Annotated in this window: 28 protein-coding genes; 16 read left to right on the plus strand and 12 right to left on the minus strand. The window is 63.0% G+C overall.

The genetic code is table 11. The features are described from left to right. Window positions 1–4: 4 nt before the first annotated feature. From J0909_RS14995 to J0909_RS15005, 3 genes are all read left to right on the plus strand, one after another. Window positions 5–853 (plus strand): TatD family hydrolase, encoded by an 849-nt coding sequence (locus tag J0909_RS14995; protein ID WP_207264073.1) that lies wholly within the window; start codon window positions 5–7, stop codon window positions 851–853. A 117-nt stretch (window positions 854–970) separates the two neighbouring features. After that, window positions 971–1,738, plus strand: a complete 768-nt coding sequence (locus tag J0909_RS15000; protein WP_207264075.1) for a substrate-binding periplasmic protein — start codon at window positions 971–973, stop codon at window positions 1,736–1,738. Between the two features lie 44 nt (window positions 1,739–1,782). Beyond that, window positions 1,783–2,676, plus strand: coding sequence for a DMT family transporter (locus J0909_RS15005; protein WP_207264077.1), 894 nt, complete (start codon window positions 1,783–1,785; stop codon window positions 2,674–2,676). A gap of 10 nt (window positions 2,677–2,686) precedes the next feature. Here the strand turns inward: J0909_RS15005 and J0909_RS15010 are convergent, their stop codons facing one another. Then, window positions 2,687–3,040: a PilZ domain-containing protein gene (locus tag J0909_RS15010; protein WP_207264079.1), complete on the minus strand. Its 354-nt coding sequence runs from the start codon at window positions 3,038–3,040 to the stop codon at window positions 2,687–2,689. 100 nt (window positions 3,041–3,140) lie between these two features. On the opposite strand from J0909_RS15010, the gene J0909_RS15015 reads away from it, so the two are divergent. Continuing rightward, window positions 3,141–4,001 (plus strand): 4Fe-4S ferredoxin, encoded by an 861-nt coding sequence (locus J0909_RS15015; protein WP_207264081.1) that lies wholly within the window; start codon window positions 3,141–3,143, stop codon window positions 3,999–4,001. Window positions 4,002–4,324: 323 nt separating this feature from the next. Here J0909_RS15015 and glpX read toward each other — a convergent pair whose 3' ends face one another. The 7 genes from glpX to J0909_RS15050 are packed head-to-tail and all read right to left on the minus strand — an operon-like array spanning window position 4,325 to window position 11,831. Continuing rightward, a complete protein-coding gene (glpX, locus tag J0909_RS15020) occupies window positions 4,325–5,308 on the minus strand; it encodes a class II fructose-bisphosphatase (RefSeq protein WP_207264083.1) in 984 nt (327 codons plus the stop codon). Window positions 5,309–5,317: 9 nt separating this feature from the next. Further along, on the minus strand, window positions 5,318–7,279 hold the full coding sequence (tkt, locus tag J0909_RS15025; protein ID WP_207264085.1) for a transketolase: 1,962 nt from the start codon (window positions 7,277–7,279) through the stop codon (window positions 5,318–5,320). 25 nt (window positions 7,280–7,304) lie between these two features. Next, the gene (gene rpiB / locus J0909_RS15030; RefSeq protein ID WP_207264086.1) at window positions 7,305–7,745 is read right to left on the minus strand and encodes a ribose 5-phosphate isomerase B; all 441 of its coding nucleotides are present in this window, start codon (window positions 7,743–7,745) and stop codon (window positions 7,305–7,307) included. Between the two features lie 12 nt (window positions 7,746–7,757). Continuing rightward, window positions 7,758–8,075, minus strand: a complete 318-nt coding sequence (locus J0909_RS15035; RefSeq protein ID WP_207264088.1) for a hypothetical protein — start codon at window positions 8,073–8,075, stop codon at window positions 7,758–7,760. Next, window positions 8,072–8,950: a hypothetical protein gene (locus tag J0909_RS15040; protein ID WP_207264090.1), complete on the minus strand. Its 879-nt coding sequence runs from the start codon at window positions 8,948–8,950 to the stop codon at window positions 8,072–8,074. The genes J0909_RS15035 and J0909_RS15040 overlap by 4 nt, the downstream gene beginning before the upstream one ends. Further along, complete coding sequence (locus J0909_RS15045; RefSeq protein ID WP_207264092.1) at window positions 8,947–10,701, minus strand: tetratricopeptide repeat protein; 1,755 nt, start codon at window positions 10,699–10,701, stop codon at window positions 8,947–8,949. The genes J0909_RS15040 and J0909_RS15045 overlap by 4 nt, the downstream gene beginning before the upstream one ends. Before the next feature lie 29 nt (window positions 10,702–10,730). Then, window positions 10,731–11,831, minus strand: a complete 1,101-nt coding sequence (locus tag J0909_RS15050; RefSeq protein ID WP_207264094.1) for a sigma-70 family RNA polymerase sigma factor — start codon at window positions 11,829–11,831, stop codon at window positions 10,731–10,733. Window positions 11,832–12,128: 297 nt separating this feature from the next. Between J0909_RS15050 and J0909_RS15055 the strand changes: the two genes are divergently transcribed. The 10 genes from J0909_RS15055 (at window position 12,129) to J0909_RS15100 (ending at window position 20,517) form a co-directional block, all read left to right on the plus strand. Further along, a complete protein-coding gene (locus tag J0909_RS15055) occupies window positions 12,129–14,540 on the plus strand; it encodes a homocysteine S-methyltransferase family protein (RefSeq protein WP_207264096.1) in 2,412 nt (803 codons plus the stop codon). A 353-nt stretch (window positions 14,541–14,893) separates the two neighbouring features. Then, window positions 14,894–15,421: a TlpA family protein disulfide reductase gene (locus J0909_RS15060; RefSeq protein ID WP_207264098.1), complete on the plus strand. Its 528-nt coding sequence runs from the start codon at window positions 14,894–14,896 to the stop codon at window positions 15,419–15,421. Window positions 15,422–15,427: 6 nt separating this feature from the next. After that, complete coding sequence (locus tag J0909_RS15065) at window positions 15,428–15,886, plus strand: N-acetyltransferase (RefSeq protein ID WP_207264100.1); 459 nt, start codon at window positions 15,428–15,430, stop codon at window positions 15,884–15,886. A gap of 14 nt (window positions 15,887–15,900) precedes the next feature. Then, window positions 15,901–16,431: a hypoxanthine phosphoribosyltransferase gene (gene hpt, locus J0909_RS15070; RefSeq protein WP_207264102.1), complete on the plus strand. Its 531-nt coding sequence runs from the start codon at window positions 15,901–15,903 to the stop codon at window positions 16,429–16,431. A gap of 33 nt (window positions 16,432–16,464) precedes the next feature. After that, window positions 16,465–17,637: a DUF3426 domain-containing protein gene (locus J0909_RS15075; RefSeq protein ID WP_207264104.1), complete on the plus strand. Its 1,173-nt coding sequence runs from the start codon at window positions 16,465–16,467 to the stop codon at window positions 17,635–17,637. Window positions 17,638–17,950: 313 nt separating this feature from the next. Continuing rightward, complete coding sequence (locus tag J0909_RS15080) at window positions 17,951–18,253, plus strand: AtpZ/AtpI family protein (protein WP_207264106.1); 303 nt, start codon at window positions 17,951–17,953, stop codon at window positions 18,251–18,253. Then, entirely contained in the window at window positions 18,225–18,638 is a 414-nt protein-coding gene (locus tag J0909_RS15085) for an ATP synthase subunit I (RefSeq protein WP_353616784.1), read from the plus strand. The genes J0909_RS15080 and J0909_RS15085 overlap by 29 nt, the downstream gene beginning before the upstream one ends. Window positions 18,639–18,665: 27 nt before the next feature. Continuing rightward, window positions 18,666–19,388 (plus strand): F0F1 ATP synthase subunit A, encoded by a 723-nt coding sequence (gene atpB, locus J0909_RS15090; protein WP_207264110.1) that lies wholly within the window; start codon window positions 18,666–18,668, stop codon window positions 19,386–19,388. A gap of 73 nt (window positions 19,389–19,461) precedes the next feature. Continuing rightward, window positions 19,462–19,770, plus strand: coding sequence for an ATP synthase F0 subunit C (locus tag J0909_RS15095; protein ID WP_071545633.1), 309 nt, complete (start codon window positions 19,462–19,464; stop codon window positions 19,768–19,770). A 114-nt stretch (window positions 19,771–19,884) separates the two neighbouring features. Next, the gene (locus J0909_RS15100; RefSeq protein WP_207264112.1) at window positions 19,885–20,517 is read left to right on the plus strand and encodes a redox-sensing transcriptional repressor Rex; all 633 of its coding nucleotides are present in this window, start codon (window positions 19,885–19,887) and stop codon (window positions 20,515–20,517) included. A gap of 193 nt (window positions 20,518–20,710) precedes the next feature. On the opposite strand, the gene J0909_RS15105 is transcribed toward J0909_RS15100, so the two are convergent. Genes J0909_RS15105 through J0909_RS15115 form a run of 3 tightly spaced genes read right to left on the minus strand, consistent with a single transcriptional unit; the run spans window position 20,711 to window position 22,908 of the window. Beyond that, window positions 20,711–21,424: a TerC family protein gene (locus J0909_RS15105; protein ID WP_207264113.1), complete on the minus strand. Its 714-nt coding sequence runs from the start codon at window positions 21,422–21,424 to the stop codon at window positions 20,711–20,713. Between the two features lie 58 nt (window positions 21,425–21,482). Next, window positions 21,483–22,100 carry a class I SAM-dependent methyltransferase gene (locus J0909_RS15110; protein WP_207264114.1) on the minus strand — a complete coding sequence of 206 codons (618 nt, stop codon included), beginning with the start codon at window positions 22,098–22,100 and terminating at the stop codon, window positions 21,483–21,485. 4 nt (window positions 22,101–22,104) lie between these two features. Continuing rightward, a complete protein-coding gene (locus J0909_RS15115) occupies window positions 22,105–22,908 on the minus strand; it encodes a substrate-binding periplasmic protein (protein ID WP_207264115.1) in 804 nt (267 codons plus the stop codon). 116 nt (window positions 22,909–23,024) lie between these two features. Between J0909_RS15115 and J0909_RS15120 the strand changes: the two genes are divergently transcribed. Further along, entirely contained in the window at window positions 23,025–23,705 is a 681-nt protein-coding gene (locus J0909_RS15120; protein ID WP_207264116.1) for a Crp/Fnr family transcriptional regulator, read from the plus strand. On the opposite strand, the gene J0909_RS15125 is transcribed toward J0909_RS15120, so the two are convergent. After that, window positions 23,685–23,936, minus strand: coding sequence for a hypothetical protein (locus J0909_RS15125; protein ID WP_207264117.1), 252 nt, complete (start codon window positions 23,934–23,936; stop codon window positions 23,685–23,687). The two genes, J0909_RS15120 and J0909_RS15125, sit on opposite strands and share 21 nt — an antisense overlap. Window positions 23,937–24,341: 405 nt before the next feature. Here J0909_RS15125 and cooS point away from each other — a divergent pair, with 405 nt between their 5' ends. After that, the gene (cooS, locus tag J0909_RS15130; protein ID WP_207264118.1) at window positions 24,342–26,219 is read left to right on the plus strand and encodes an anaerobic carbon-monoxide dehydrogenase catalytic subunit; all 1,878 of its coding nucleotides are present in this window, start codon (window positions 24,342–24,344) and stop codon (window positions 26,217–26,219) included. Window positions 26,220–26,511: the final 292 nt, after the last annotated feature.

A 26,511-nucleotide genomic window follows, 5' to 3' on the forward strand; every position in this document is an offset into this window, starting at 1 on the left:
GCTAATGTCCAAGACCAAACGCCCCGAACCCGAATCCCTGGAGCTGCCCCTGGTGGGGGTGGACTCCCACGCGCACCTGGACCTTGAGGATTTCGACGAGGACCGCGAGGAGATCATCGCCCGGGCTCACGCCTCGGGCGTGAGCCGCATCGTCAATGTATTCCTGGGGCCCGACGCCTATGAGCGCGGGCGCGGCCTGTTCGACGCGCATCCGGAGATCGATTTTCTCATGGGCGTGCACCCCAACGACGCGGATCTGCTGACCGATGAAATCATGGAGCGCATGCGTGCCCATTTCCGGGCGGAGCCGCGTCTCAAGGGGGTGGGCGAGATCGGCCTGGATTACTACTGGGAACGCGTGCCCCACAACGTCCAGAAGGACGCCTTCGTGCGCCAGATCCATCTTGCCCGGGAGCTTTCCCTGCCTATCGTCATTCACTCGCGCGACGCCAACGGCGATACCGTGGAAATTCTCGAAGCCGAAGGGTTCGGCGGCTACCCGCTGTTGTGGCATTGTTTCGGGGCGGGCATGGACCTGGCCGAGCGGCTGGTGGCCAACGGCTGGTATGTGTCCATCCCCGGCACGGTAACCTTCCGCAAGATTTCCGACGATGTGCAGGCCGCCGTGGCCCGCATTCCCTTCGAACGGCTGCTCCTCGAAACCGACTGCCCGTACCTCGCGCCCGAACCCTGGCGGGGCAAGCGCAACCATCCGGCGCTTTCGGTCTTCACCGCCCGGCGCGTGGCCCAGATCAAGGGCCGATCCGTGGAGGACGTCTGGCGCATGGCCGGGGACAACGCCCGGCGTTTCTTCGGTCTCCAGGCTCTGGAGTGCCCCGCAGCGGACAAATAAATTATGCCGTAGCCCTCTTCCGTTGGGTGGCGTTTGCGGGTAGGGTGGTCCGTAATGACAGTTCCGGTTTTGCATATACCTGTAGCGAAGCCCGCCGGGATCCTCCGCGCTTGGGCTGTGCTGTCGGTCGTCCTGATCCTGTGCGGAGCCGTTCTGTCGGTGTGGGCGTCCCCAGCCCGGGCGGAGCCCCGCGACCGCGGGCATCGGCTGGTCTTTTCCACTTTTCCGTCGGGCGGCCTGAGCGCATTGTTCAACCATATCCTGACCGAGGCCTACGCCCGGCTCGGCTATGAAATAGAGCTGCAAGGCTATCCGGCCGAGCGCGCTCTGTTCATGGCCAACGAGGGGCTGGTGGACGGCGAAGCGGGCCGGGTCAACGTGGTGGAGCGGGAATATCCGATGCTCGTTCGGGTGCCCACGCCCCTGTACGTCAACCGCATCGCGGTCCTGGTCGGGAACGCGGACATCGATCCGGCCGAGGGGTGGGGCCAGTTCGCCCACCACCGGACGTGCATCCGCAACGGCTACAAATTCTTGGAGAGCAAGGTAAAGGGGACGTCTTGCCACCACGTCTCTTCCTACGAGAAGATGCTTGAACTGCTCAAGAACGGCCGGGTGGAAGTGGCCCTGGCCGAATACTTCGACATCCTGCCCGTTCTGGATGCCCAGGGACTGAACGGGGTGCGCATCCTGGACAGGCCCATGGCCTCCAATCCCATGTACCATTATCTGAATAGGAAGCACGCTGAACTCGTGCCCTTGATTAACGACGAACTTCGCCGCATGGCCGCCGCGGGGCGGATGAAGGAAATCGAGCTGCACATGATGCGGGAGCATTACGGCAACGTCACGGGAATCCATCCCTTGCTCGACGCGGCTCCTTGAAGAATTCCGCTTGACTGGCGGATGGAAAGGCATAGTCTCCGGTCATGAATTTTTTGACTCCGGGCATGCGTTTCATGCTGCTCGGCACCTTTTTCTTCTCTTTCGGCTCACTGTTCGTCAAGCTGGCCGGGAGCCGTCTGCCCGCTATGGAGATACTCTTCGTGCGCGGGGTCATCGGTGTGGGCCTGTGCCTGTTCATGCTGCGCAAGTCCGGGGTGGGCATGTTCGGCCGGCGCAAGGTCCTGCTGGCCGCGCGCGGTCTGCTCGGCTTCGGGGCCATGTTCGCCGACTTCTACGCCATCGTGCATCTGCCCCTGGCCGATGCGCTGGTGCTCCTTTTTTCGCATCCCGTGACCGTGGCCCTGCTGGCCTGGCTGCTCATGGGCGAGACCCTGTCCAAGGGCGGTATGGTCGCCATTCTGACATCCGTGGCCGGGGTGACCCTGGTCTGCCGTCCCGACTTCCTGTTCGGCACGGGCAGCCCCGATCTGGATACCTGGGGGCTTCTGGCCGCCTTGCTCAGCGTGTTCCTGACCTCCTGGGCCATCCTGGCCGTGCGCGTGCTGGCCAAGACCGAGCGGCCCGTGGTGGTCATGCTCTATCCGCCCATCGCCATATCCCTGCTTTCGCCGTTCTTCGCCGAGGGCTGGGTCATGCCGACCGTTTCCGAATGGTGGGTGCTGTGCGGGGTGGGGTTGTTCATGAACGTGGGTCAGTTCTTCATGACCAAGGGGTACGCCATCGAGTCCGCGGCGCGCATCAGCGGCATGGCCACCCTGGAGATCGTCTTCGCGATCATATGGAGCCTGATGTTTTTGGGGGAGATCCCGGACCTGTGGACTCTCGGCGGCGGGGCATTAATCGTCTCGGGCATCCTCCTGCTTGGGCGCAGCGGGGTCCGGGAACGGCTGAGGGAGAGCGCCGCGAAAGCGGCCTGACCCGCCGGGCTCAGAACTTCTCGAATACCCGCAAAAGTTCCTCGTCCACCTCTTCGGGGTGCTCTGCGTTGAGGGTCACCAGCCGGTGCAGGAAGGTGAAGGAGAGTTCGTCCATTTCCTTGAAGGACATGGCCGCGTAGTTCCCCTTGACGCGCACGATCTCACCGTTGACCACGATGCGGATGCCGGGCGAGAGCGGCAGATGCAGCTCACAGCCGGCCCCGGCCACGCAGTCCTCGCAGCCATACAGAAGCGCGCCCTTGAGGCTCAGGTTGCGGGTGGATACCGGCGTGACCACCTCGTCGACGGCGATGTAGGCTTCGAAGTCGGCATTGACGCGGGTACTGTGTCGCTTGTTGTCCATGGTGGAGTCCCCTTTTTCCAAAGCATACCCAATAAGCGTAACTGGTTCAATGGCCTTGGCCGGGTTGACGCCGCCGTGCGGTCAAGTTTATGAATTGAACATGGATATTCCCTCTCTCGCCGCCCGCCTCGTCGGCTGGATGGCCGTTCCCGAAAATAATTCCTTGGGGCCGGGTCTGGATCTGCCCGCCTTCGACGCTCCGTTGGTCGGGTGCGCCCCGGGGGACGATCCGTTGTTCGATTTCCTCAAGCGGGATATCGGCCCCGGCTTCTATTGGACCCCGGTCGAGGCCTTTGCCCACGCCTTTCCCGGGACCGAAGCCGTCTCGACCGATCTGAGCGTGGTTTCCTGGGTTCTCCCCCAGACCGAGCACACCCGCCGGGCCCATGCCCGGACCGGAGACATGCCGAGCATCGAATGGAGCCGCGCCCGCCACTACGGCGAAAAGGTCAACGAGGCGCTTCGCCGGTTCGTGGTGGAGCTCTTTGCCGAGGAGGGGGTGGAGGCCTGCGCCCCGGCCCTGTTGCCATTGTGGACCCGGGCCGAGTCCCCCAAGTACGGATTCGCCTCCACCTGGTCCGAGCGGCATACGGCCCATGTCTGCGGCCTGGGCACCTTCGGCCTGTCGGACGGGCTGATCACGCCCCGGGGCAAGGCGATCCGCGTGGGGTCGGTGGTGGTGCGGGCTCGGCTGACGCCCACCCCGAGGACCTACACCGACCATCACGAGTGGTGCCTCTTCTTCGCCGGGGGCAAGTGCCGGGCGTGCATGAAGCGCTGTCCGGCCGGGGCCATCTCCGAAAAGGGGCACGACAAGGTCAAGTGCAAGACCTACATCCGCTCCATCACCGCCCCGTATGTGGAAGAGCGCCAACTGGGCTTCCGCGTCAACAGCTGCGGCCTGTGTCAGGTCCGCGTGCCGTGTGAACACCGCAACCCCACGGCCCGTCGGGAAGGATAGGGCGGCAGGCCGCGCCACGGTTCGGGCATCGTGTCGCTGTCTTTCCCGGTTTGCGAGTTTTCCCCCGCCAAAAGGGAACTATCCCCTTAACTCCCTGGGGAAAAACCAGGCGTTGAAAGCCGCTTTGCGGCGAAAATCAAAATGATTTCGCCTCCGGCGGGCAAGGGCTCGCGCCCTTGCATCCCGTTTTTACGCCTTTGGCGCGATCTTTTTCCCCCCACGCGGCTTCGCCTGCGGAAAGGGAGTTCACTATATAAATCTCCAAAAAAAAAGCCGGTCTCCCAAAACGGGGGACCGGCTTTGTATCGTCTTGTCGGAGCGGCCTAGTCGTATTCCACGGCCGAGAAGCGCATGAGCGTATCCCAGTTGTGGATGGCTTCCACGTAGCGGATGGTCCCGGTCTTGCCGCGCATGACCAGGGACGAGGTCTCGGCGCCGTGGCCATGGTAGGCCACGCCCTTGAGGAAGGTGCCGCCGGAGATGCCGGTGGCCGCGAAGAAGAGGTCGTCGGACTTGACCAGGTCGCTGACGGTCAGGACCCGGCGGATGTCCATGCCGAATTCGGCCAGGGCGTTTTTCTCGTTCTGCTTTTGCGGGTCGAGCTTGGCGAACATCTCGCCGCCCATGATGCGGATGGCGATGGCCGAGAGCACGCCTTCGGGGGTGCCGCCGGTGCCCATCATGACGTCCACTTCGCAGCGCGGGTCGATGGCCATGAGCGAACCGGTGATGTCGCCGTCGGTGTGCAGCTGGATGCGCGCGCCCGCCTCGCGGATGTCGGAGATGAGTTTCTTGTGGCGCGGCTTGTCCAGGACGAAGACCACCAAATCGTCCACATCCTTGTCGAGCGCCCGGGCGATGAGCTTGAGGTTGTGGCCGGTGGGAGCTTCGATGTCCACCACGTCTTTGGCGTGGGCCGGGACGACCAGCTTCTGCATGTAAAAGCTCGGGCCTGGATCGAACATGGCGCCCGCCGGGGCCACGCCGACCACGGAGATGGCGTTGGGGCGGCCGTTGGCCAGCAGGTTGGTGCCCTCCAGCGGGTCCACGGCGATGTCTACCTTGGGACCGCAGCCCAGGCCGAGTTTCTCACCGGCGTAGAGCATGGGCGCTTCGTCCTTCTCGCCTTCGCCGATTTTGATCTGGCCTTCGATCTCCAGGGTGTTGAAGCACAGACGCATGGCGTCGACGGCTGCCTGGTCGGCGGCGATCTTGTCGCCCTTGCCGAGCCAGCGGGCGCAGGCCAGGGCGGCGGCTTCGGTGACACGGACAAGGTCCAGTGCGAGGTTTTTCTGTGGGGCTTCCATGAGCATCTCCTAGTATTTCTCCCGGATCACCCGGGCGAAGTTCTCCGGGGTGAATCCGTAGTTGTCGGACAGGATTTTGCCCGGGGCGCTGGCGCCGAAGTGGTCCACGCCGAGAACGACGCCGTTCAGACCGACATATTTGTGCCACAGGGTGGTGCGGCCCGCCTCGGCTGCGGCCCGTGCGGTGACTTCGGGCGGCAATACGGCATTTTTATACGATTCGGGCTGATCGTCAAACAGTTTGGCCGACGGCATGGAGACCACGCGGACCTTGCGCTTGAACAGCTTGGCCGTTTCCAGACACAGGGAGACCTCGGAACCGGAGGCGATGAGGATCAGATCCGGAGTGCCTTCGCAATCCTTGAGCACGTAGCCGCCCTTGCGCGGGCCGTCCAGGAGGGCCGGGTATTCGGCCGGGTCCAGGATGGGCAGCCCCTGGCGGGTCAGGAACAGGGTGGAGGGCATCTTCTCCTGGGTCAGGGCGATGTCCAGGCAGACCTTGGTCTCGTTGGCGTCGGCCGGGCGCAGGTCGATCAGGTCCGGGATGAGCCGGAGGCTGCTGACGTGCTCGATGGGCTGGTGCGTGGGGCCGTCCTCGCCCACCCAGAAAGAGTCGTGGGTGAAGACGTAGAGGACCGGCAGCTCCTGCAGGGCGGACATGCGGATGGCGTTGCGGCAGTAGTCCGAGAAGGTCAGGAAGGTGGCCCCGAAGGGGAGCAGCCCGCCGTGGAGCTGCATGCCGTTCATGATCGCGGCCATGTTGAATTCGCGCACGCCGAAGGCCATGTTGCGCGCGCCGAAGCCGTCCACGGAGAAGTCGCCGTAGGTGTTGCGGAAATTGGCCGTCTGGTTGGACGGATCCAGGTCGGCGGAGCCGCCCACCAGGGTGGGCAGGGAGTCCATGACCGTGTCCAGGCAGGTGCCCCATGCCTTGCGCGTGGCCATGGATTCGCCGGGGGTGAACTCGGGCCAGTCGATCTTGAGATCGGAGCGGGAGCGGGTCACATGGCCCCACAACTCGGCAAAGGCGGCGTCGGCGAGCTTGCCGTCCAGCATGGCCTGCCAGTCGGCCGCGTTCTTGCGCAGCCCGTCGAAGCGGGTCCGGTATTCGGCGACCACGTCTCCGGGCACGTAGAAGGGATCCTCGGGCAGGCCGAGCTTCTTTTTGGTGGCCGCGATTTCGTCCGCCTTGAGGGGCTCGCCGTGGGTCTTGTGGCTGCCCTCCATGGTGGCGCATCCCTTGGCCATGGTGGTGTGGCCGATGATCAAGGTCGGGCGGCCGGTTTCCTGCTGGGCGGCCTTGATAGCCGCGCGGATCTCGTCGTGGTTGTGGCCGTCCACTTCCAGAACGTGCCAGCACAACCCCTCGAAAACCTTACGGTGGTCGGTGCAGTCCGATTTGCAGGTGGGCCCGGCCAATTGGATCTTGTTGGAGTCGTAATAGACGATGAGTTTGCCCAGCTTCCAGAGCCCGGCCAGGGAGGCCGCGCCAAGCGCGATGGGTTCCTGGAAGTCGCCGTCCGAGGCGAGCACGTAGGTGTAGTGGTCCATGACGTCCGCGCCGAGCTTGTCGCGCAGGTAGGCCTCGGCCGAGGCGAAGCCCACGGACATGGCCAGCCCCTGGCCGAGCGGGCCGGTGGTGGCTTCCACGCCCGGGGTCAGGTGGACCTCGGGGTGGCCCGGGGTCAGGGAGCCGAACTGGCGGAAATTCTTGATGTCCTCGATGGAGATGAACCCATTCAGGTGCAGCAGGCTGTAGAGCAGCATGGACTCGTGCCCGGCGGAGAGGATGAAGCGGTCGCGGTTGAACCACTGCGGGTCGTCGGGATTGAAGTTCAGGAATTCGGAAAAAAGAATGGTGGCGTAGTCGGCGGAGGACATGGCGCCGCCCGGGTGGCCGGAGTTGGCCTTGGCCACGCCGTCCATGATCAATCCCTTGACCACGGCGATGGTCTTGTCCGTCTGTGTCATTGGTCGATACCCTTTGTTGGAGAGGTTATTGGGAGACGGTGTCGATGAGGTCGATGCGCCGCTGGTGCCGGTCGCCTTCGAAGTCCGATTCGAGGAAGACCTTGAGGATGCTCAGGGCCAGCCCCTGTCCGGTGACGCGCTCGCCCATGCACAGGCAGCGGGCGTCGTTGTGCGCGCGGGCCATGCGGGCGTGAAATTCATTGGTGCACAGCGCGGCCCGGATGCCCATGCGGTTGGCGGTCATGGTCATGCCCTGGCCCGTGCCGCAAATGAGCACGCCGAGCTTGCCTTCGTCCGCCTTGAGCTTGTTGCAGACCTTGGCCGCATAGATGGGGTAGTCGCAGGAATCCAGGCAGTCGGGTCCCTCGTCCTCCACGGTCCAGCCCCAGTCCGTCAGGGCCTTGATGCATGCCTTTTTGAGATGATAGCCCCCGTGATCGGAGCCGATGACGATGGTCTTGCTCACTGTTTCTCCCCTTTACGCCGCGCCGCCGTCTTCGCGGCGGATGTGCTTCATGCGTTCTTCGCGGTCATTGGCCAATTCTTCCTTGAGGGCCGCGATCTCCTCCTTGAGGAAGGCGATCTGCTTGAGGCAGAGTTCCTTCTCCGCCATCTGGCCCCTGGGCGCCTCGGCGATACGCCCGAGGATGCCATATTCCCGTTCCAGTTCTTTTTCAAGCCTGCCGACTTCGAACCTCCCCGACAGGGAGCGAACCAGCCATTTCATCTCGGCCAGCCAGGTCTTTAGGCCGAGCCGGAAGATGCCCATCACCGTTTCCTTCGGCTGTGTGTTCATTGCTTGTCCTCTTGGATCACGGGGAGTTCCCCGGTTTTCCCATCCGCATGGCCGTTGTCCAGCCGGATGGGGGCGATATCCCCGGGCAGTTTCAAGGCCAGGGATTCGGCGGGCCAGGGGGCCAGCATAAGCTCCCGGGACTTTATGTGCAAGACGCCGCGCTCTCCGTTGTCCATGGACAGGGTCAGCTTGTCGGGCAGGGCGATCGCGTCCGGCCCGGCGTCCTCGTAACGATCTATGGCGAAGGCCCACTGCCGGGCGTCTTCGCGCTTGGGGACGGTCCGTCCCTCCAGCCGCACCGGTCGGCCCAGGCGGTCCAGGACGATACGCCGGACCAATCCCTTGTCGAAGGTGTAGGCGAAGTTCTCACCTTCCGACGCGGTCGCGTCATAGCGCCGGGGGGCCAGCCCGGAGAAGTCGCCCACGAGGGTGTGGGCCAGTTCGGCCAGGGAAAAGGGAAAGGGCATGCCTAGCCGCGTTGCCCCGAGCACGGGATTCTTGTGGGCGTAGGCCCGGTTGTCCTCGGGGTAGAAGACCAGCAGCCCGGATTTGTCCTCGCGGATGTGCGCCAGGAGCGTGCCGATGGAGGCGGATACGTCCAGTCGCATGGGGCCACCGAAGTCGCCCCACAGGGATACCAGGGTCCGGTTGGTCCGCTTGGTCGGCGTGGTCCGCGAATAATAGAGGCTGGCCCGGACGCGCAGCCCTTCACCCTCGGGCCGGACGCAATAGTTCCGGCGGAAGGCGGTCCAGGCCGCCTTGGGGGTATCCAGCTCCATGCCCGGCGGTATCCGCGTGGCGCACCCGGAGAGGACCGCCAGGATCAGGACGGCCGCTGCCGCCGCCGGAACGAGCGTCGGTCCGAATCGACTCATAATTTCTTCAGTTTCTCCCGGACGGCCTGGGCCTCGGGCGAGTGGTACTTGAGGGAATAATTGTATCCCTTGCGCGCCTCTTTCTTCTTGCCCAGCGCCGCGGCGATATCGCCGTAGTGCTCCCAGAGGGTCGGGTCTTTGTCCACCACGTCCACGGCGTAGCCGATGTATTCCCAGGCCTTTTTCAGGTCCTTCATCTTGAAGTGGACCCAGGCCACGGAGTCGAGGATATAGCCGTTCTCCGGGTCGAGGGTGGACGCCTTGGTCACCAGGACCAGGGCGCGGTCGAGCTCACGGCCCTCCTCGGCCAGGGTGTAGCCCACATAGTTCAGGGCGTTGGCGTGGTCGGGGTGGGCGCGGATCACGGTCTCCATCAGGGCCAGTCCCTCGGGACGGCGGCCCATGGCCTCGTAGACCATGGCCAGTTCATAGGTCAGCTCGGGATCGTTTTTGAGGCGTTCGAGCCCTTCCTTGAGCGAGGTCTCGGCTCCGGCCAGGTCGCCTTGCTGCTTCTTCAGCCCGGATTCGAGGATATAGAAGATGGAGGCGTCGGGGTAGAGGGCCTTGCCCTGGGCGGCCATGGCCAGGGCCTCCGCGTCCTTGCCCTGGGCCGCCATGAGCTGCGCTTTGAAGCGCAAGGCGTGGGGATAGAGGCGATCGGTCGGCTGGACCTCGTCGAGATAACTCAGGGCTTTGGCCTGGTCGCCTTCGCCCTCGTCGGCGATGACCGCCTTGTAGAAATAGTATTCGGCGGGCACGGTGCCGCCGGTGGTCAGCATGTCGAGGACGGTGGACCCCTGGGCGAAGAACCCGTCGTTGATGAACATGAGCACCGCGTCCAGGATGAAGGATTTGGTCGGCGGTCCGGCCAGGGCCAGGTCAAGCGCCTTGCCCGGATCGTTCAGCTTGAGGTTCAGGTTGATCAGCCTGAGCCGCGCTTCGGGAAAGGAATCGCTCTGTTCGAGGATGGAGCCGTAGATGCCCTCGGCGGCCACGTAGTCCTTGGCCAGTTCGTACTGGTAGGCCAGTTCGACCAGCGCCTCGGTGAATTCCGGGTCCATGGCCACGGCCTTCTTGAGGTTGGCGATGGCCGCCTTGCGCATGCCCAGGTTCCCCTGGACCCTGCCCATGGCGTACAGGGCGTCGGCCGAGCGTTCCTTTTCGGGGATCTTCTTGAGCACATCCAGGGCCTTGGCGTCCTGGCCGGCGTCCATGAGCATCTGCCCCAGCCGTTCCCGGGCCTCGCCGTCTTTCGGATGCCGCGCCAGGAAGCCGTCCATGATGGCGATGGCATCGTCGGGGCGGTTGTCGGCCACATAGGAATTGGCCAGATACACGGTCAGCAGTCGATTGTCCGGGAATCTCTCCAGCCCTTCCTTGAGGGCGGCGCGGGACCGGCCGGTGCCCTCGGGGTGGTTCCAGAACATGCCCGCCTTCTCCACATACAGCTCGGGAGTGGGGGCCTGGGCCAGTATCCGGTCCAGGGCGGCCACGGCCCGGGTGTGGATGTCGTTGACTTCCGGAGTGGTCAGGGCCGAGCGCTCGCCTTCCTGGATGTGGCGTTGCAACTTGTGCAGCAGGTCCTGATAGACCAAATAATCGTAGTCGAGCCGGGCCGAGTCGGTCATGGACGGGGCGGGCAGGGGCTTGGTCGCGGCGGTCTGCGCGGCGCAGCCGGCCATGGCCAGGAGCGCGAAGAGCGCCAACGCGGCCAGTGCGGTGTGAGGGTCAGGCCTAGAGAATCGTTTCATCCATGCGTCCCGATTGGCGTTGCCGCCGATTAGTCGTGTTCCAGCACCCAGTCTCTGGAAAAATCCTTGACCTTGTCCGTGAGGTGCTCGCGGATCTTGGTCATCAGCCGCGCCTCGATCTGGCGCACCCGCTCCCGGGTCACGCCGAATTCCTCGCCGATCTCGCGCAGGGTCACGGGGTCGTCGGAGAGGAGCCTGCGGTCGAGGATGGCCAGTTCCTTGTCGTTCAGGGAGGAGCGTATTTCCCTGATGTTGTTCATGAGCAGATCGACGATCTGGTCGTTGGCGATGGACTCTTCCACGCCCGGGGAGAGGGACGGCAGGAAGTCCATCTTGGTGGCGTCGGAATCGTCGCCCAGCGGGGTGTTCAGGGACATGTCGTTCTTGGACAGCCGCTGGTCCATCTCGTCGATTTCGGCCTCGGACACGCCGAGCCGTTCGCTCAGGGCCTCGGTGGAGGGGTCGAACCCCAGAGTCTGGAGGCGCTGGCGCTCCTTGTTCAGGTTGTAAAAGAGCTTCCGCTGGGTCTGGGTGGTCCCTATCTTGACCATCCGCCAGTTGTCCATGATGTACTTCAGGATGTACGCCTTGATCCAGAAGGCCGCGTAGTAGGAGAACTTGATCCCCTTTTCCGGGTCGAATTTGGTCACGGCCTTGAGCAGGCCGACGTTGCCTTCCTGAATCAGGTCCAGCCCGTTCTGCATCCAGCGGCGCTGGAAGTCCATGGCGATCTTGACCACCAGACGCAGGTGCGAGGACACCAGCTTGAAGGCCGCGTCCTGGTCGTTGTTCTCCTGGACCCGTTTGGCCAGGGCGTATTCCTCTTCCGGCTCCAGCATGGGAAACCGGGCGATCTCCTTGAGGTACATCTGGAGCGGGTCGCGAATCCGCACCGCCTTGGAGGAGGGCGCGAGCTTCAGCGCCGGGAGCCGCTTCTCCAGTCCGTCGGCCTTGGCCGGGACGCCGGCGGCGATGTCGCTCGCCGTGTCGTCGGCGTCGAGGTCGTCCTCGTCAAAGCCGCCGTCAAAGTCGTCGCCGTCGAGATCATCCTCGTTGAAGTCGGTCTCCTCGAAGTCGTCGTCCTCGACGATTTCCGGTTCGACCACCGTAGTCGTTTTTTCAGATATCATTGTGCAATATGGATGCGGCGCAAGGGCGCCCGGTTCAATACAAATATAAGAGCAAGAAGGTGACACTATAGATTTTGCCCGACCTTATCAATGATTTTCAAGAGAGCGCAACTTGTGCAAAACAATGCGCATCGGTGCCCGGGGGTGACTGTAAATGATCAAGAAAAGGCTTGCGTTCCGGCGGTTCCATCGCTACATCAAGACATCTTGATATAAGAATACGTCGGCCCGCGAATGGCTCCTCCTCCGGGGAAGGGCGTCCACCCGGCCGCACGCTCGAATGGACGGAGGATACCAGTGCCCGATTTCAGGTCAATACTCGACGACGACAGGATCTATTATTTCGACGGCGGCTACGGCACCCTGTTGCAGAGCCGTGGGCTGCCCGCCGGGCTTTCCCCGGAGCTGTGGGGCCTCAAGGAGCCGGACGTCATCCGCGCCGTGCACCAGGATTACCTGGAGGCCGGGGCGGACATCCTGACCACCAATACCTTCGGCGGGTCGCGCCCCAAGCTCGGCCTGAGCGCCGATCCCTTCGAGCTGAACCGAGCCATGACCGCCATCGCCCGCGAAGTGGCCGGGGACCGGGCCTTCGTGGCCGCCTCCATCGGGCCCACCGGGCACTTCGTCAAGCCGCTGGGCGAGATGACCTTCCGCGAGCTGGTGGACATCTTCAAAGAGCAGATCAAGGGGTGCGTGGCCGGGGGCGCGGATCTCATCCTGGGCGAGACCCACTTCGACCTGGCCGAGGCCAAGGCCGTGGTCATCGCCGCGCGCATGGTCTGCGACCTGCCCGTTGCGATCTCCATGACCTTCGAGGGCGCGGCCTCCCTGACAGGCACTTCGCCGCTGACCTTTGTGGACACCATGCAGAACATGGGCGTCGAACTCATCGGCACCAACTGTTCGGCCGGGCCCGAGCAGATGCGCGATACCCTGCGCGCCTGGGCGCCGCGTCTCTCGACCCCGACCTTTGCCGAAGCCAATGCGGGCCTGCCCGAACTGGACGCGAACGGCAATACCGCCTTCCGCCTGCAACCCGGGCCCTTCGCCGCGCAGGCCGCGCAGTTCGCCGGGCTCGGGGCCAAGTTCATCGGCGGTTGCTGCGGGACCACGCCCGCGCACATTCGCGCCCTGCGCGACAAGGTCGGCGACGCCCGCTGGCAACGGCCGAGCCGGACCGACACCGCCCAACTGGTCCTGACTTCCCGCTCGGTGTCCGTGCCCGTGGGATTCGACCATCGCGGCGTGATCATCGGCGAACGCATCAATCCCACGGGCAAGAAACAGCTCACGGCCGAGCTTCAGGAATCGGTGTTTTCCGAGGCCCTGCGCCTGGCCGCCGAGCAGGCCGAGCTGGGCGCCCCGGTGCTCGACGTCAACGTGGGTGCGCCCCTGGTGGACGAGACGGCGCTGCTGCCCGAGTTGATCACCGCCCTGCTGGGCCGGGTGACCACGCCCCTGTCCATCGACTCCAACGACCCGGCGGCCGTGGAGGCCGGGCTGTGGGCCTATCCCGGCTCGCCCCTGGTCAACTCCATCTCCGGGGAGCCGGGCAAGATGGAGCGGCTCGGCCCCCTGTGCAAGCTCTTCGGCGCGCCGTTCATCCTTCTGCCCATCGTGGGCAACAAGCTTCCGGTGACCGCGGCCGAACGGTTGGCGGTCATCGAGGACCTCCTGGCCCGGGCCGACGCGCTCGGCATCCCGCGCCGCCTGATCATGGTGGACGCCCTGGCCCTGACCGTCTCGTCCAAGCCCGAGGCGGCCCGGCATTCCCTGGACGTCATGCGCCATTGCCGCGATGCCTGGGGGCTGCCCACGACCATCGGCCTGTCCAACATATCCTTCGGGCTGCCCGCCCGCGAACTGCTCAATTCCACCTTCCTGTCCCTGTCCATGGCCTCGGGGTTGTGCTCGTTCATCTCCAATCCCAACTCCGCGCGCATCCAGGAGACCCTGCACGCCGCCGAGGTCCTGCTCAACCGCGACCCGCAGGCCGCCAGCTACATCGATAAGTTCTCGGGTTGGGTTGGCGGGGGCGGGGCCCAGGCCGCATCAGCCCAGGCCGCGCCCTCCGGGACCGCCTCCATGCCGCCGGTCCAGGCCGCGGTGGTCAAGGGCGACAAGGACAACGTGGTCGGGCTGGTGGAGACCGAACTGGGCAAGGGCATGTCCGCCATGGACATCGTCAACGACCTGCTTATCCCCGGCATCCTCGTGGTCGGCGACAAATATGAGACCAAGGAATACTTCCTGCCCCAACTCCTGCAATCCGCCGAGACCATGCAGGCCGCCTTCCAGCGTCTCAAACCGCTGCTGGAGGAGGACGGCGGGGCGGGCGCGCGCCCGGTCATCGTCATGGCCACGGTGGAGGGCGACATCCACGACATCGGCAAGAACATCGTCTGCCTGATGCTCAAGAACTACGGCTTCGAGGTCGTGGACCTGGGCAAGGACGTGCCCGCCGCCAAGATCGTGGACGCCGCCGAGCGACACGATGCCGTGCTCATCGGCCTGTCCGCGCTCATGACCACCACCATGGTGCGCATGGAGGACACCGTTCGGCTCGTGGCCGAACGCAATCTCCGCGCCAAAGTCATCATCGGCGGGGCTGTGGTCACCGAGAAATTCTGCAAGGCCATCGGCGCGCACGGCTGGTCCACCGACGCCGTGGCCGCCGTCAAGCTGGCCCAGCGGCTGACGCAGTAGCTTCCGATGGCCGGGGAAGCGGGGGGGCTTTTGAGAAAAAGATTCCCTTCCCGTTTCCGCCGGACCTTCCAATTTCTCCATCAAGAGACGACTTGCGCCCCCTACGGACGCCGTCCTTCCGCAATCGTGAGTTGACCGGGGATTGCGGGCGTTTCTATTGGGAGTGCGACTTTGCTACCCCAAGTCGAACATCGAGATGCGTCATGAGAAAATTGAGGTTCGCCGCCGCCCTGCCGAGGCCCGCGCCGCGACAAGATACTTGACCCCGTGGTGGATTTGGGGGAGGGGTGCACGTGCTTTTATTTGGTATTCAACTCTGGTAGAGTGCCCCAAACCCACTCCCGAGGTGCTTCATGAAGAAAATATGGCTCATCACCGCCCTGGCCCTGGGGCTTCTGGCTCTGAGCGCCTGTTCCGGCGAATCCGGCGACGACCCCAAGACCAGCGGCGCGGCCCTGGCCCCCGCCCACGGGACGGCCGCTTCGTCAGGCTCCATCCCCTTCCTGGGCGAATCCGAACTCGATCAATACCTCAAGGCCAACGCGGGCAAACCCACCATGCTCTTTTTCTGGGCCACCTGGTGCCCGTCCTGCAAGCAGCAGATCCCCGAACTGGCGGAACTGCAAAAGACCAGGGGCGACGGGATCAACGTCATCGCCCTGTCCGTGGACGAGAACGAGGACGCCCTCAAGCGGTATCTGGACAAGCACCCCCTGGGCGTGCCCGTCTACTGGGGCGACCAGGCCCTGGCCCGCAAGTTCCGGGTGGAGGCCATCCCCACCCTGGTCATCTTCGATAAGAACGGCAAACAGATCTTCGCCCAGGCGGGGGTCTTCCCCGGCTCCATGCTCGGTGCCATGGCCGACAACCTCAACCAATAGACAATTATGATTCGCAAAGCACGCATAGGGGACGTCAAGGCCATCCACGGCCTGCTCATGCTCACCGATCAGCATGACGGCCTGGTCCTGCCCCGGTCCTTCAGTCAGCTCTATTCGCACCTGCGCGACTTTCTGGTCGCCCTGGACGACGATGGCACGGTCATCGGCTGTTGCGCCCTGAACATCATCTGGGACAATCTGGCCGAGATCCGATCGCTGGTCGTCATGTCCTCCCACCGGGGCAAGAATCTCGGCCGCACGCTGGTCGAGACCTGTCTGTCCGAGGCCGTCACCTTGGGCATCTACAAGGTCTACACCCTGACCGAGGTGCCCGGCTTCTTCAAGAAGGTCGGCTTCGTGCAGGAGGAAATGGACACCCTGAACCAGAAAATATTCCTGGACTGCCTCAACTGTCCGAGGTTCCCCGACCTCTGCAATGAAGTGGCCATGATCATCAACCTGTAACTCTCGACAAGACCATGGCACATAAACTGACTCCGTTTCTTACCGCCGAACAGATAGCCGGACGCAACGCGGAACTGGGCCGCGAAATCACCGCGTCCTACACTGGCGACAGCCCCCTCGTCTGTATCTGCGTGCTCAAGGGCGCGTTTCTCTTTTTTGCGGATATCATCCGGCGCATCGACCGCGATATTGAAATAGATTTCGTACGATTGGCCAGCTACGGATCGGCCACGGCCAGGTCCGAGGACATCGTTTTTTCCAAGGATCTGGAGATATCCATCGAGGGCAAGGATGTCCTGGTCATCGAGGATATCGTGGACACCGGCCATTCCATGGACTTCCTGCTCCACGTACTCAGGCGCAGAAATCCAAAGAGTTTGAAAATTTGTGCGCTTATTGATAAGCATGAGCGACGGGAAAAAGCCGTGACCGTCGATTTTGCCGGTTTCAAGCTGAGCGACGGATTCATCGTCGGCTATGGCCTGGACTATGACGAACGATACAGGGAGCTGGGCGGTATTTTTGAGCTGTCCACCGACTCTTAGAGCCAACTAACCGGATTTTCTGGAGATCGTGTTATGATCGTCACCTGCCCGAATTGCGAGACCAACTACAACCTGCCCGATGAGAAGATCCCAGCGGGCGGGGCCAAGGTCAAGTGCTCCAAGTGCGCGCACGTGTTCAAGGTCGAATTGCCTCCGCCGTCTCCGGAAGAGGAGTTCGAGGCCCTGCTTGAAGACGAGACCCCGGACGCGGGCGAAGCGTTTGACGAGACTTTCGAGGACGTTGCCGCCGGTGCGGATGCGGCGGTCGGTAAGGCCACCACGCCTGCGGAGGACGACCGGGCCGACGAGGTCGTGGAAGACATGTCCGACATGGACGGCTTGTTCGACGACGAGGAGCCCGATGCGGCGGCCGGTGACGAGCCCGAGACGGAGGAGGACGACCTGTTCGCCGAGGTGAGCGGCGGGGAGGAGGAGTCCGACGATCTCTTTGCCGACGATGGCGAGGAGGACGATGGCGATCTTTTCGAGGACGCGGACGAAGCCGAGCCCGACGACGGCAATGCGTTGTTCACCGACGCCGACGCGGACGAGGACGAGGACGAGCTTGCGGGCGGACTGGGCGACAGCCTGGAGCTCGACGAGACCCCCGAACCCGCCGGGCGCAAATCCCTGGGCTGCCTGATCGTTCTGCTCGTTCTGGCGGTGGGCGTCGGCGCGGCCATCTATTTCCGGGTCTGGACCATGGCCGGCGTAGACCTGGGCGACATGCTCAAGAACGTGCCCTTCGTGGGCCAGTTGTTCATGGAGGAGACCGGCGGCGGCGAGCAGGCCGCGCCGGGCGAATCTCCGGCCGAGCGCGTGCGCAAGATCGAGCTGAAGAACGTCAAGCAGTATTACGTCAGGAACGAGAAGGTCGGCGACCTGTTCGTGGTCGAGGGCAAGGCGGTCAACACGTTCTCCAAGCCCAAGGAGCGGATCAAGGTCGAGGTCATCCTCTACGATGCGGCCAACAATGTTCTGACCTCCCAGGCGTTCCTGTGCGGCAACGTGCTCTCTCAGTTCCAGCTCCAGGTGCAGACCGAGAAGGAAATCGCCGACGGCCTGGCCTCGGATGTGGGCATCTTGTCCAACAACACCTTCATCCGGCCCGGAGCGTCCACGCCGTTCATGGCCGTGTTCTTCAAACCGCCCGAGGGCGTCAAGGAGTTCATGGTCAAGGTGGTGGACGTGGGCGACCCGAAGTAGGGGCCCCCGTCGGAGGCAAATGGGAAATTCAGCGGGTGGATGCCGATATCCACCCGCCTTTTTTGAGGGCTCGGACAAAAAACGGGATATTTTTCACATAAGGCTTGCTTTTCCCGAATAACAAGCGGAATAACAAGGGGTTATCAGCGTGATCGGGGAGAAGGAAAAGAGCCGTTCTTGCGGAAAAAGACGTTGACGGGAATCGGCGGCGTGTGCTACTTCTCCTCCACTTGTGAAGGATTGCACGAAATGCCGATATCGGGTTTAAACCGCCGCCGGCGCGTGTGGGAAACGGCCTTCACGAGGTGCGAACATGCTCTTTTCAAAAGATGATCGAGTGGTGCAGATCACTCAGCTCGGCGGCACCGCTGGAACGATGGGACTGCATATCGTCTCGGCCACCGTCGTCGGTTTGACCATCGGGTATTTCCTGGACGACTACTTCGGGACCAAGCCCTGGCTGATCATGACCTTCTTCTTTTTGGGGATCGTCGCCGGGTTCAAGATGGTCTTCGAGGATTTCCGGCGTCTCCAGAGGCGTGAAGAGGCAAAAAAAGCAAGTTCTTTGAAACAGGATGGAGAAAAGAGTGCTGGGCAGGATGAACCAAAGGCTTGAGCGGCTGCTCGTCAAAAGCGGCTTCACCAAGCCGGACGTGCGCATCGTTGTCCGCAATCAGATTTATGTGTCGCTGGGGACCTCTCTAGTGATCATGCTGGTAACACTGTTTTCCCGGTGGTCCCTGGCCTATCTGGCGGGGGCGTTGATCGCCCTCATCAACTTCTGGACACTTGCCCGCGTGACCCAGTCGTTGGTGTACGACAGGAAGCGAGGACCATATCTTCTGTTTGTCATATTCATGGGAAAAATGACTCTGAGCGGGCTGGCCCTCTGGTGGCTGATCGGAGTCGAACGGGTTCCCCACTGGGGGTTGATAACGGGTTTGGGCACCGTGGTGGTCAACATTACGGCAACCGGTCTGAGTCAGTTGGGGAAGAAATAGCCGAGCTGCTTTTAAGGAGGCTTCGATATGGGTTTTTCAGGCGGATTGCCGCATCCTCTCTTGTACATGGATATGCTCAAAAGCGTCGGCCATTGGGGTGCCCACGTTGAGCAGCTCCTGGGCGTAGACAGCATCAACCACGTGCTCTACATGTGGCTGGTCATGGCCATCATTCTCTGCTTGGGCCTGATGGTCCGCAGCCGTTTGCAGCTGGTCCCCGGCGGTCTCCAGAACGTCTTCGAGACCATCATCGGCGGGCTGGAGGACTTCGTCGTCGCCAACCTGGGCGAGGAAGGCCGTCAGTTCATGCCGCTCCTGTGTACCATTTTCATTTTTATCCTGGGCATGAACTGGCTCGGGCTGATCCCGGGCTGCGACGCGCCTACCGCGAACATCAACACGCCGGCGGCCATGGCCATCATCGTGTTCTGTTTCTACCAGTTCACCGGCATCAAGAAATGGGGCTTCGGCTACATCAAGCACTTCATGGGCCCGGTCGGGTTCCTGGCTCCGCTCATGCTCATCCTTGAGCCGATCTCCCACCTTGCCCGCCCGCTCAGCCTGACGCTTCGTCTCTTCGGCAACATCCGCGGCGAGGAAATCGTCCTGATCCTGATGTTCTTCCTGGCGCCGATCCTCGGCTCCCTGCCGATGTACTTCCTGTTCGTCCTGGCGAAGACCATCCAGGCGTTCATCTTCTTCATGCTGACCATGCTCTACCTGCAAGGCGCCATCGAGCACGCGCACTAGGAGCGGTCCGCCAATCTTGGGGAAATGGTCCTTGGACCAAAACAATATTATGCAATCCATTTGGAGGATTCACATGAAAATCGCGAAGATTCTGTTCACCACCCTGGCTATGGTTCTGGTTGCTTCCGTTGCCTTCGCCGCTGAAGGCGCCGATCCGGTCATGTCCGCCAAGGCCTACGCCACCGCCATCGGCATGGGCATCGCCGCCGGTCTGTGCGGTATCGGCCAGGGCATGGGCGTGAAGGGTGCTTGCGAAGGCATCGCCCGCAACCCCGAAGCCGGTGGTCAGCTGTCCACCACCCTGATTCTGGGCCTGGCCTTCATCGAGTCTCTGGCCATTTACGCCCTGGTTGTTAACCTGATCCTGCTCTTCGTGGTCTAATTTCAGGTTTACGAAAGCTTTTGAAGGGGAGGCTTCGGCCTCCCTTTTTCAGCCTCTTTCATGTTAAGAATTTCACATGGCTAGGCCGATCTTGACCGGAAAGAGCTCTAAGATATGAAAAGCGAACACATCCCCAAAGCGACCATCGGACGGCTTGCCGTCTACATCCAGGTCCTCGAAAACCTCCTGCGTGACGGCAACGAGGTTATCTCTTCCGAGCGCCTGGCTCGCGCCTGCTCCGTCAATTCCTCCCAGATTCGAAAGGATCTGGCGTACTTTGGTGAATTCGGCGTCCGTGGCGTAGGATACTACGTCCAGGAGCTGATCACCTCCATCAAGCAGTCGCTGGGCATCGACCGGCAGTGGAAATGCGCCTTGATCGGCGTGGGCAACATGGGCAGCGCCCTGCTGCGCCATCACGATTTCGAGAAGCGCGGGTTCAAGATCTGCGCCGCCTTCGATTGCGATCCGGACAAGATCGGGCTTGAATTCGAAGGCATGGAGATCGTCTGCCCCACGCACCTCAAGGAGCAGGCCCCGGAATTGGGCCTTGAAATCGGCATTATCGCCACCCCCCCGGATCGGGCGCAACGCGCGGCCAACCACCTCGTGGAGGCCAACATCCGGGGTATCATCAACTTCGCCCCGTCCAGGATCAACGTGCCCAAGCACATCCCCGTGGAGTACGTTGATTTCTTCGACCACCTGTATTCCATTGCGTTCCAGATAACCCTCGGCAGCGATTAGGACAGGCGCGCACCTGTCCCGAGGGTCGCCTTCGTTTCCTTCGAAGGTCAGCCGTTACGCTTGCGGCGCGGTTCGGGAGACTGCCGAATCGTGCGGCTTTTTGTCGTTTTGCGGAAGAGCCCGCCGTGCGCATGGAACAGAAAGGCCGCCCCCGGGGGCGGCCTTTTCGTCTTTTCCCGAGGGGAGGGAGCGGCTAGGCGGTCCGCTTTCTGACCTTCAGGTTCATGAACTCCACGAACAGCGAGAACGCCATGGCGAAATAGATGTACCCGCGATCAATGTGCTTGTGCATGCCCTCGGCCATGAGGAAAATGCCGACCAGCAGCAGGAAGGAGAAGGCGAGCATCTGCACCGTGGGATGGGCGGACACGAACGCCGAAACCGGCCCGGCGAACCACAGCATGACCCCCACGGCAATGACGATGGCCGCGATCATGACCGTGAGGTGCTGGGCCATGCCCACGGCGGTGATGACCGAGTCCAGGGAAAAGACCACGTCGAGCAGCAGGATCTGAATGACGGCCCCGGCATAGGAGCGGACGGCCCGGTCCGTCCCCTCGCCCGGAGGCGGTCCTTCCAGCTTATCGTGGATTTCGTGGGTGGCCTTGGCCAGCAGGAATAGCCCGCCGGTCAGCAGAACCACGTCGCGGCCCGAGACCACATGCCCGAGCAGGGTGAACAGCGGCGCGGTCAGCCCCATGATGGCCGAGATGGCCAACAACAGGGCGATGCGGGTGACCATGGCCAGCCCGATGCCCAGCCGCCTGGCCGCGTCCCGCGAGGCTGCGGGCAGCTTGTTGGTGACCACCACCACGAAGACGATGTTGTCGATGCCGAGCACGATCTCCAGCCCGGCCAGGGTGACCAGGGCGATACCGTTTTCCAGGGTCCACAGTCCTTCGAACATGCCGTTTCCTCGGTCTGGGGTTTTGATGGGGCCAGTATGAAGGAAGCCCGGCGCGGAATCAATCGGCCGGTGTCGAAGCCGCGTACAGCCCGACCCATCCGTCCATGAAGGTACGCTCCAGCCGGGCGGTCAGCCCGGCGCGGCCCAGGAGGGGGAGTGCGCCGCCGTCGGCCATGTAGTCGAGGAACCGGGCGTGGTGTTCGCGTCCGGCCAGTCGTTCGACCATGCGGATGGCCCGGCCCGTGAGCCAGGACTGGTTCGGGCCCGCCGAGATGTAGTCGGCCACGAGGACGAGCCCGCCCGGTTGAATCATGCGGCGGGCCTCGGTCAGGATGGCCCGGGCCGTGAGCAGGGGCTTCTCGTGCAGGGCGAAGCTGATGGATACGGCGTTGAAGCCGTGGTCCGGCAGGGGCAGGGCCGCGGCATCGGCCAGGATGTAGGTCGCGCCGGGCCGCTTGCGCCCGGCCACGGCGAGCATGTGCGGGGAGAGGTCCACGCCGGTCACGGACAAGCCCAGAGCGAGGGCTTGCCGGGCCAGGAGCCCGGTGCCGCAGCACAGGTCCAGGATGTTTCCGCCCGCCTTGGCCAGCCGTTCGGCCATGGCCTGGTGGATGGGGCGCAGGGGCGCGCCGACCAGGGGATCGTACAGGGTGGCGATGCGGCCGTATTCATCCATGGGATCAATCTCCGGCCGTCGAGAGAATGTGCCGGATTCGGTCCTCGGGAAGCCCATGTCGGGTATAGATGGCCGCCAGTTCCCCGGATTTGGCCATCTCGCCCATGCGCCGGTCGAAGATGTCCCGCAGGCGGATTCCCTCGGACGTGGGCGCGAAAAGCGGGACCACGTCCATGCTCATGAACCGGGAAAAACCGAATTCGGTCGATGGCAGGCCGGATTTGCGCACGGCGTCTTTGAGCATGGTTTCTTCGCCGACGACATAGCGGACGCGTCCCCGGTCGAGCATGTGGATGGCCGAGGTTCTGTCATACGTGGTCTGGGGTCGAATCCGCACCGGCAGCAGCCGCTGGAAGTCGTGGCCGTACAGGTGGGCGACTTTTTGGCCCGCCAGGTCGTGAAGGCCGGAAAATCCCCGGGCAGAGACATAGACCACGGCCAGGTCGTAGGCGATGATGACCGATCGGGCCTGGCCTGCCCCTTCCGGTGTGCCTTTGGAAGTCAGCGTGCATTGGATGCTCCCCCTGGACAGTTCATCGCGGGCGCGGAGGTAGGGAATGTCCCGGTGGATCAGGTCGTAGCCAGCCGGGGCCAGGGCGGCCCGGAGCACTTCGGTGACGAAGCCGGTGTTGTCGTTGCGCACGGCGTCCCCGGACTCGGGCATGCCGAATACGCAGACGGGCACGGGCGACCAGTCGTCCTCGGGCGCGATGGGGGCCGTGGCGCCTGCGCGGGCGGGATGCGCGGACAGGAGCAGGGCGAACAGTGCGGCGGCAAGTATTCGTAGGGGGGGCATGGTACGAAGCATAGCATCCCCGGGAGATCAAGTCATCCATCTTGCCCGGTGCCGGATTGAGACCAGGGTGCCCCCATTGGACTGCGTTTCGGCAACTGTGCTAGTCTCCGATCCACAGGGGGGAAGGCATGAAATTCACCGGGGTCAATCTGCTCGACGAACTGGACCGGCCCGAGCTGGCCGATCTGCGATCGGTTTTCCGCAAGCGCACCTTTGCCAAGAACACCGTCATCTTTCGGCCGGACGAGGGCGAGGATCTGGTCTTTGTGGTCGCCTCGGGCCGCATCCGGGTCTATCTGGCCTATGAGGACAAGGAGTTCACCCTGGCCATCCTCAACCCCGGCGATCCCTATTCGACCCACTCCGGCTGCTACATCCAGACCATGGAGGATGCGGAAATTCTGGTCACGGATGTGCGCTCGGTCAAGCGCTGCATGGCCGAAATCCCCCTGTTCACGCGGACCATGGTCCGCGTGTTGGGGCATATCCTGCGCAACTCCTTCTCGATTATCGGCGGTTTGGCCTTCAAGGATATCTACAACCGGCTCATGGATTTCATCCTGGCCGAGGCTCGGGCCTTGGGCGCACCGGAGAACGGCGGCTGCCTGCTCCGGCTGGACCTGACCATCGAGCAGCTCTCACGCCTCATGGGCGCCACGCGTCAGACCGTGTCCACCCTGCTCAACGACATGGAGCGGGCCGGACTGATGGAAAAACGCGGTCGCGGCGAATACTTCATCCACGACCTTGACGCTTTGGCCAAGGCCGCTGGCGGAGATTCGGAACGATCAGGCAAACCAGTCGGTTAACCGGTCGTAAACCTGGGGGCTGACGGTGAATCCGTCGCTGCCCGCCGGGAAATCGCCCCGCCAGAACCGGGCGCGGGTATTGATCGTCCGGATAACGTCTTTCGCCTTTGTCTCCGAGAGGTTGAGTTCGCTCACGATGTCGGAGACCGTAAAACGGAAGGGGGATTCATCGTTTGAATATCCCTGCCGGATGAAGTCCAGAACGCCTTTGATGTCATTGTATTTTGCCATGTCGTCTCCTGGGTTCGTTTCGTGATCGATCTGTCTGTTTCTTTTTTTCTTCCTTCTATCGTTATATGTATGGACAGACTAAGTCATCCTGAAAATGCAAAATTTTGGGAGTCGTCCCGTCGTCCACCGTGCCGCCACCCATCTTCTGAACGATTTTTCACTTGTTCAGCCGTTTTGTCCCGAAAAGGGGCTTTGAGGAGATATATTTCCAGTAAAACGGCAAAACATCCCCTTGTTTCCTGGCCGTTTTTCGGAAAACAGCCGTTTTTCCGCCTTATTTGTCGGCCAGCCGACATACGCCAACCGCGAGAATCGGTATTGTTGGTCGCAGTAGCCGCAAACTTAGTACACGGCCCGGGCGGGTTGCATTCATCAAGCCCGGCAAAAGGGATAGGAGGTACATCCATGGCAAAGGAACCGAGACCTATTGAAGAACTGACCATTTGGGACGACGCCAAGGCCATGCTCAGGAAGGCCCGCGCCGAAGGCATCCAGACCGTCCATGACCGGCTGGACAGGCAGACCCCGCATTGCAAATTCTGCGAGTTGGGGACCACCTGCCGCAACTGTACCATGGGCCCGTGCCGGGTCAGCGAGAAGAATCCGCTGGGCGTGTGCGGCGCCGACGCCGACGTCATCGTGGCCCGCAACTTCGGTCGGTTCGTGACCGGCGGCGCGGCCGGACATTCCGACCACGGGCGCGACCTGATCGAGGTCCTGGAGGCCATCGTCGAGGGCGAGACCAAAGATTACAAGATCACCGAGGAGAACAAGCTGCGGGCCATCGCCGGGGAAATCGGCATCGAGACTGACGGCCGCCCGACCATGGACGTGGCCCACGACGTCATGGAATGTTTCTTTGCGGACTTCGGTTCGCGCAAGAGGGAGGTCTCCTTCCTGTCCCGGGTGCCCCAGGTGCGTAAGGACAAGTGGGCGGCGCTCAAGATGACCCCGCGCGGCGTGGACCGCGAGATCGCCGAGATGATGCACCGCACTCACATGGGGTGCGACAACGACGCGCCCAACACCCTCATCCATGCGGCCCGCACGGCCCTGGCCGACGGCTGGGGCGGCTCCATGATCGGCACCGAACTGTCCGACGTCATCTTCGGCGTGCCCACGCCCAAGATGTCCACGGCCAATCTCGGGGTCATCAAGGCCGACAAGGTCAATCTGCTGGTCCATGGTCATAATCCCGTGGTCTCCGAGATGATCCTGGCCGCCGCCCGCGAGCCCGAACTGGTCAACCGCGCCAAGGAGCTGGGCGCGACCGGCATCAACGTGGCGGGCTTGTGCTGCACCGGCAACGAACTGCTCATGCGCCAGGGCATCCCCATGGCGGGCAACCATCTGATGACCGAACTGGCCATCATCACCGGGGCGGTGGAGGCCATCGTGGTCGATTACCAGTGCATCATGCCGTCCCTGGTCCAGATCTCCGGCTGCTACCACACCAAGTTTATCGACACCGCCAACAAGGCGCGTTTCACCGGGGCCATCCACTTCGACTTCCAGCCCAAGACCGCCATGGAGCAGGCCCGCGAGATCGTGTCCATCGCGGTGGAGGCGTTCGCCCAGCGTGATCCGGGCCGGGTGGACATCCCCTGCGAGCCCATTGAGATCATGACCGGCTTCTCCAACGAGGCGGTCACGGCCGCGCTTGGCGGCTCGCTGGACCCGTTGGTTCAGGCCATCGCCTCGGGCGACATCCGCGGCGCGGTGGGCATCGTTGGCTGCAATAATCCCAAGATCAAACAGGATTCCATGAACGTGAAGCTCGCTGAGGAGCTGATCAAGAAGGACATCCTTGTGCTCGTCACCGGCTGCGTGACCACGGCCGCGGGCAAGGCCGGGCTGCTCGTGCCCGACGCCATCGAAAAGGCCGGACCGGGCCTGAAAAAGGTCTGCGGCGCGCTGGGCATCCCGCCGGTCCTGCACTACGGCTCCTGCGTGGACAACGCCCGCATCCTCCAACTGTGCGCGGCCCTGGCCAATGCCCTGAACGTGGACATCTCGGACCTGCCCGTGGGCGCGTCCTCGCCCGAATGGTACTCCGAGAAAGCCGCCGCCATCGGCCTCTACGCCGTGGCCTCGGGCATCTACACGCACCTGGGCCATCCGCCGAACATCCTCGGCTCCAAGGCCGTCACCGACCTGGCCGTGTCCGGACTCGAAGACTTGGTCGGCGCGACCTTCTTCATCGAAGGGGACATGGTCAAGGCCGCCGACATGTTCGACGAACGCATCAAAGCCAAGCGCAAAGGCCTCGGCCTGAGCGAGTAGAGGGAGGCCTCCGGCGGCCAGAGGGGAAACTTTTGCAAAAGTTTCCCCTCTGGACTCCCCTTCAAAACTTTTTGCAGGCGCATCCGCGCGTGCGAGGGTTGCGGCGGGGAGTGCCGGGGCACCCGATCTCTTGCTTCATCGTCAAGACGACAGGATTCTTTGCCGCTCCCGTATCCCCCTCGCGAAGCGACATAAAAAATTTAGGAAAGGAGAGGGGATGGGGGTCCGGGGGAAGGGGAGAGGGACAACCCTTTTCAAAGGGTTTCCCTCTCCCCTTCCCCGGCCGCCGGAG

It is taken from the genome of Desulfovibrio sp. Huiquan2017 (assembly GCF_017351175.1).
Classification (GTDB): Bacteria; Desulfobacterota; Desulfovibrionia; order Desulfovibrionales; family Desulfovibrionaceae; genus Pseudodesulfovibrio.

Coding starts and splice junctions, on each gene's coding strand:
- J0909_RS14995 (WP_207264073.1), top strand. CDS start 5: ATGTCCAAGACCAAACGCCCCGAACCCGAATCCCTGGAGCTGCCCCTG.
- J0909_RS15005 (WP_207264077.1), top strand. CDS start 1,783: ATGAATTTTTTGACTCCGGGCATGCGTTTCATGCTGCTCGGCACCTTT.
- J0909_RS15010 (WP_207264079.1), bottom strand. CDS start 3,040: ATGGACAACAAGCGACACAGTACCCGCGTCAATGCCGACTTCGAAGCC.
- J0909_RS15015 (WP_207264081.1), top strand. CDS start 3,141: ATGGATATTCCCTCTCTCGCCGCCCGCCTCGTCGGCTGGATGGCCGTT.
- glpX (WP_207264083.1), bottom strand. CDS start 5,308: ATGGAAGCCCCACAGAAAAACCTCGCACTGGACCTTGTCCGTGTCACC.
- tkt (WP_207264085.1), bottom strand. CDS start 7,279: ATGACACAGACGGACAAGACCATCGCCGTGGTCAAGGGATTGATCATG.
- J0909_RS15035 (WP_207264088.1), bottom strand. CDS start 8,075: ATGAACACACAGCCGAAGGAAACGGTGATGGGCATCTTCCGGCTCGGC.
- J0909_RS15040 (WP_207264090.1), bottom strand. CDS start 8,950: ATGAGTCGATTCGGACCGACGCTCGTTCCGGCGGCGGCAGCGGCCGTC.
- J0909_RS15045 (WP_207264092.1), bottom strand. CDS start 10,701: ATGAAACGATTCTCTAGGCCTGACCCTCACACCGCACTGGCCGCGTTG.
- J0909_RS15050 (WP_207264094.1), bottom strand. CDS start 11,831: ATGATATCTGAAAAAACGACTACGGTGGTCGAACCGGAAATCGTCGAG.
- J0909_RS15060 (WP_207264098.1), top strand. CDS start 14,894: ATGAAGAAAATATGGCTCATCACCGCCCTGGCCCTGGGGCTTCTGGCT.
- J0909_RS15065 (WP_207264100.1), top strand. CDS start 15,428: ATGATTCGCAAAGCACGCATAGGGGACGTCAAGGCCATCCACGGCCTG.
- hpt (WP_207264102.1), top strand. CDS start 15,901: ATGGCACATAAACTGACTCCGTTTCTTACCGCCGAACAGATAGCCGGA.
- J0909_RS15075 (WP_207264104.1), top strand. CDS start 16,465: ATGATCGTCACCTGCCCGAATTGCGAGACCAACTACAACCTGCCCGAT.
- J0909_RS15080 (WP_207264106.1), top strand. CDS start 17,951: ATGCTCTTTTCAAAAGATGATCGAGTGGTGCAGATCACTCAGCTCGGC.
- atpB (WP_207264110.1), top strand. CDS start 18,666: ATGGGTTTTTCAGGCGGATTGCCGCATCCTCTCTTGTACATGGATATG.
- J0909_RS15095 (WP_071545633.1), top strand. CDS start 19,462: ATGAAAATCGCGAAGATTCTGTTCACCACCCTGGCTATGGTTCTGGTT.
- J0909_RS15100 (WP_207264112.1), top strand. CDS start 19,885: ATGAAAAGCGAACACATCCCCAAAGCGACCATCGGACGGCTTGCCGTC.
- J0909_RS15105 (WP_207264113.1), bottom strand. CDS start 21,424: ATGTTCGAAGGACTGTGGACCCTGGAAAACGGTATCGCCCTGGTCACC.
- J0909_RS15110 (WP_207264114.1), bottom strand. CDS start 22,100: ATGGATGAATACGGCCGCATCGCCACCCTGTACGATCCCCTGGTCGGC.
- J0909_RS15115 (WP_207264115.1), bottom strand. CDS start 22,908: ATGCTTCGTACCATGCCCCCCCTACGAATACTTGCCGCCGCACTGTTC.
- J0909_RS15120 (WP_207264116.1), top strand. CDS start 23,025: ATGAAATTCACCGGGGTCAATCTGCTCGACGAACTGGACCGGCCCGAG.
- J0909_RS15125 (WP_207264117.1), bottom strand. CDS start 23,936: ATGGCAAAATACAATGACATCAAAGGCGTTCTGGACTTCATCCGGCAG.
- cooS (WP_207264118.1), top strand. CDS start 24,342: ATGGCAAAGGAACCGAGACCTATTGAAGAACTGACCATTTGGGACGAC.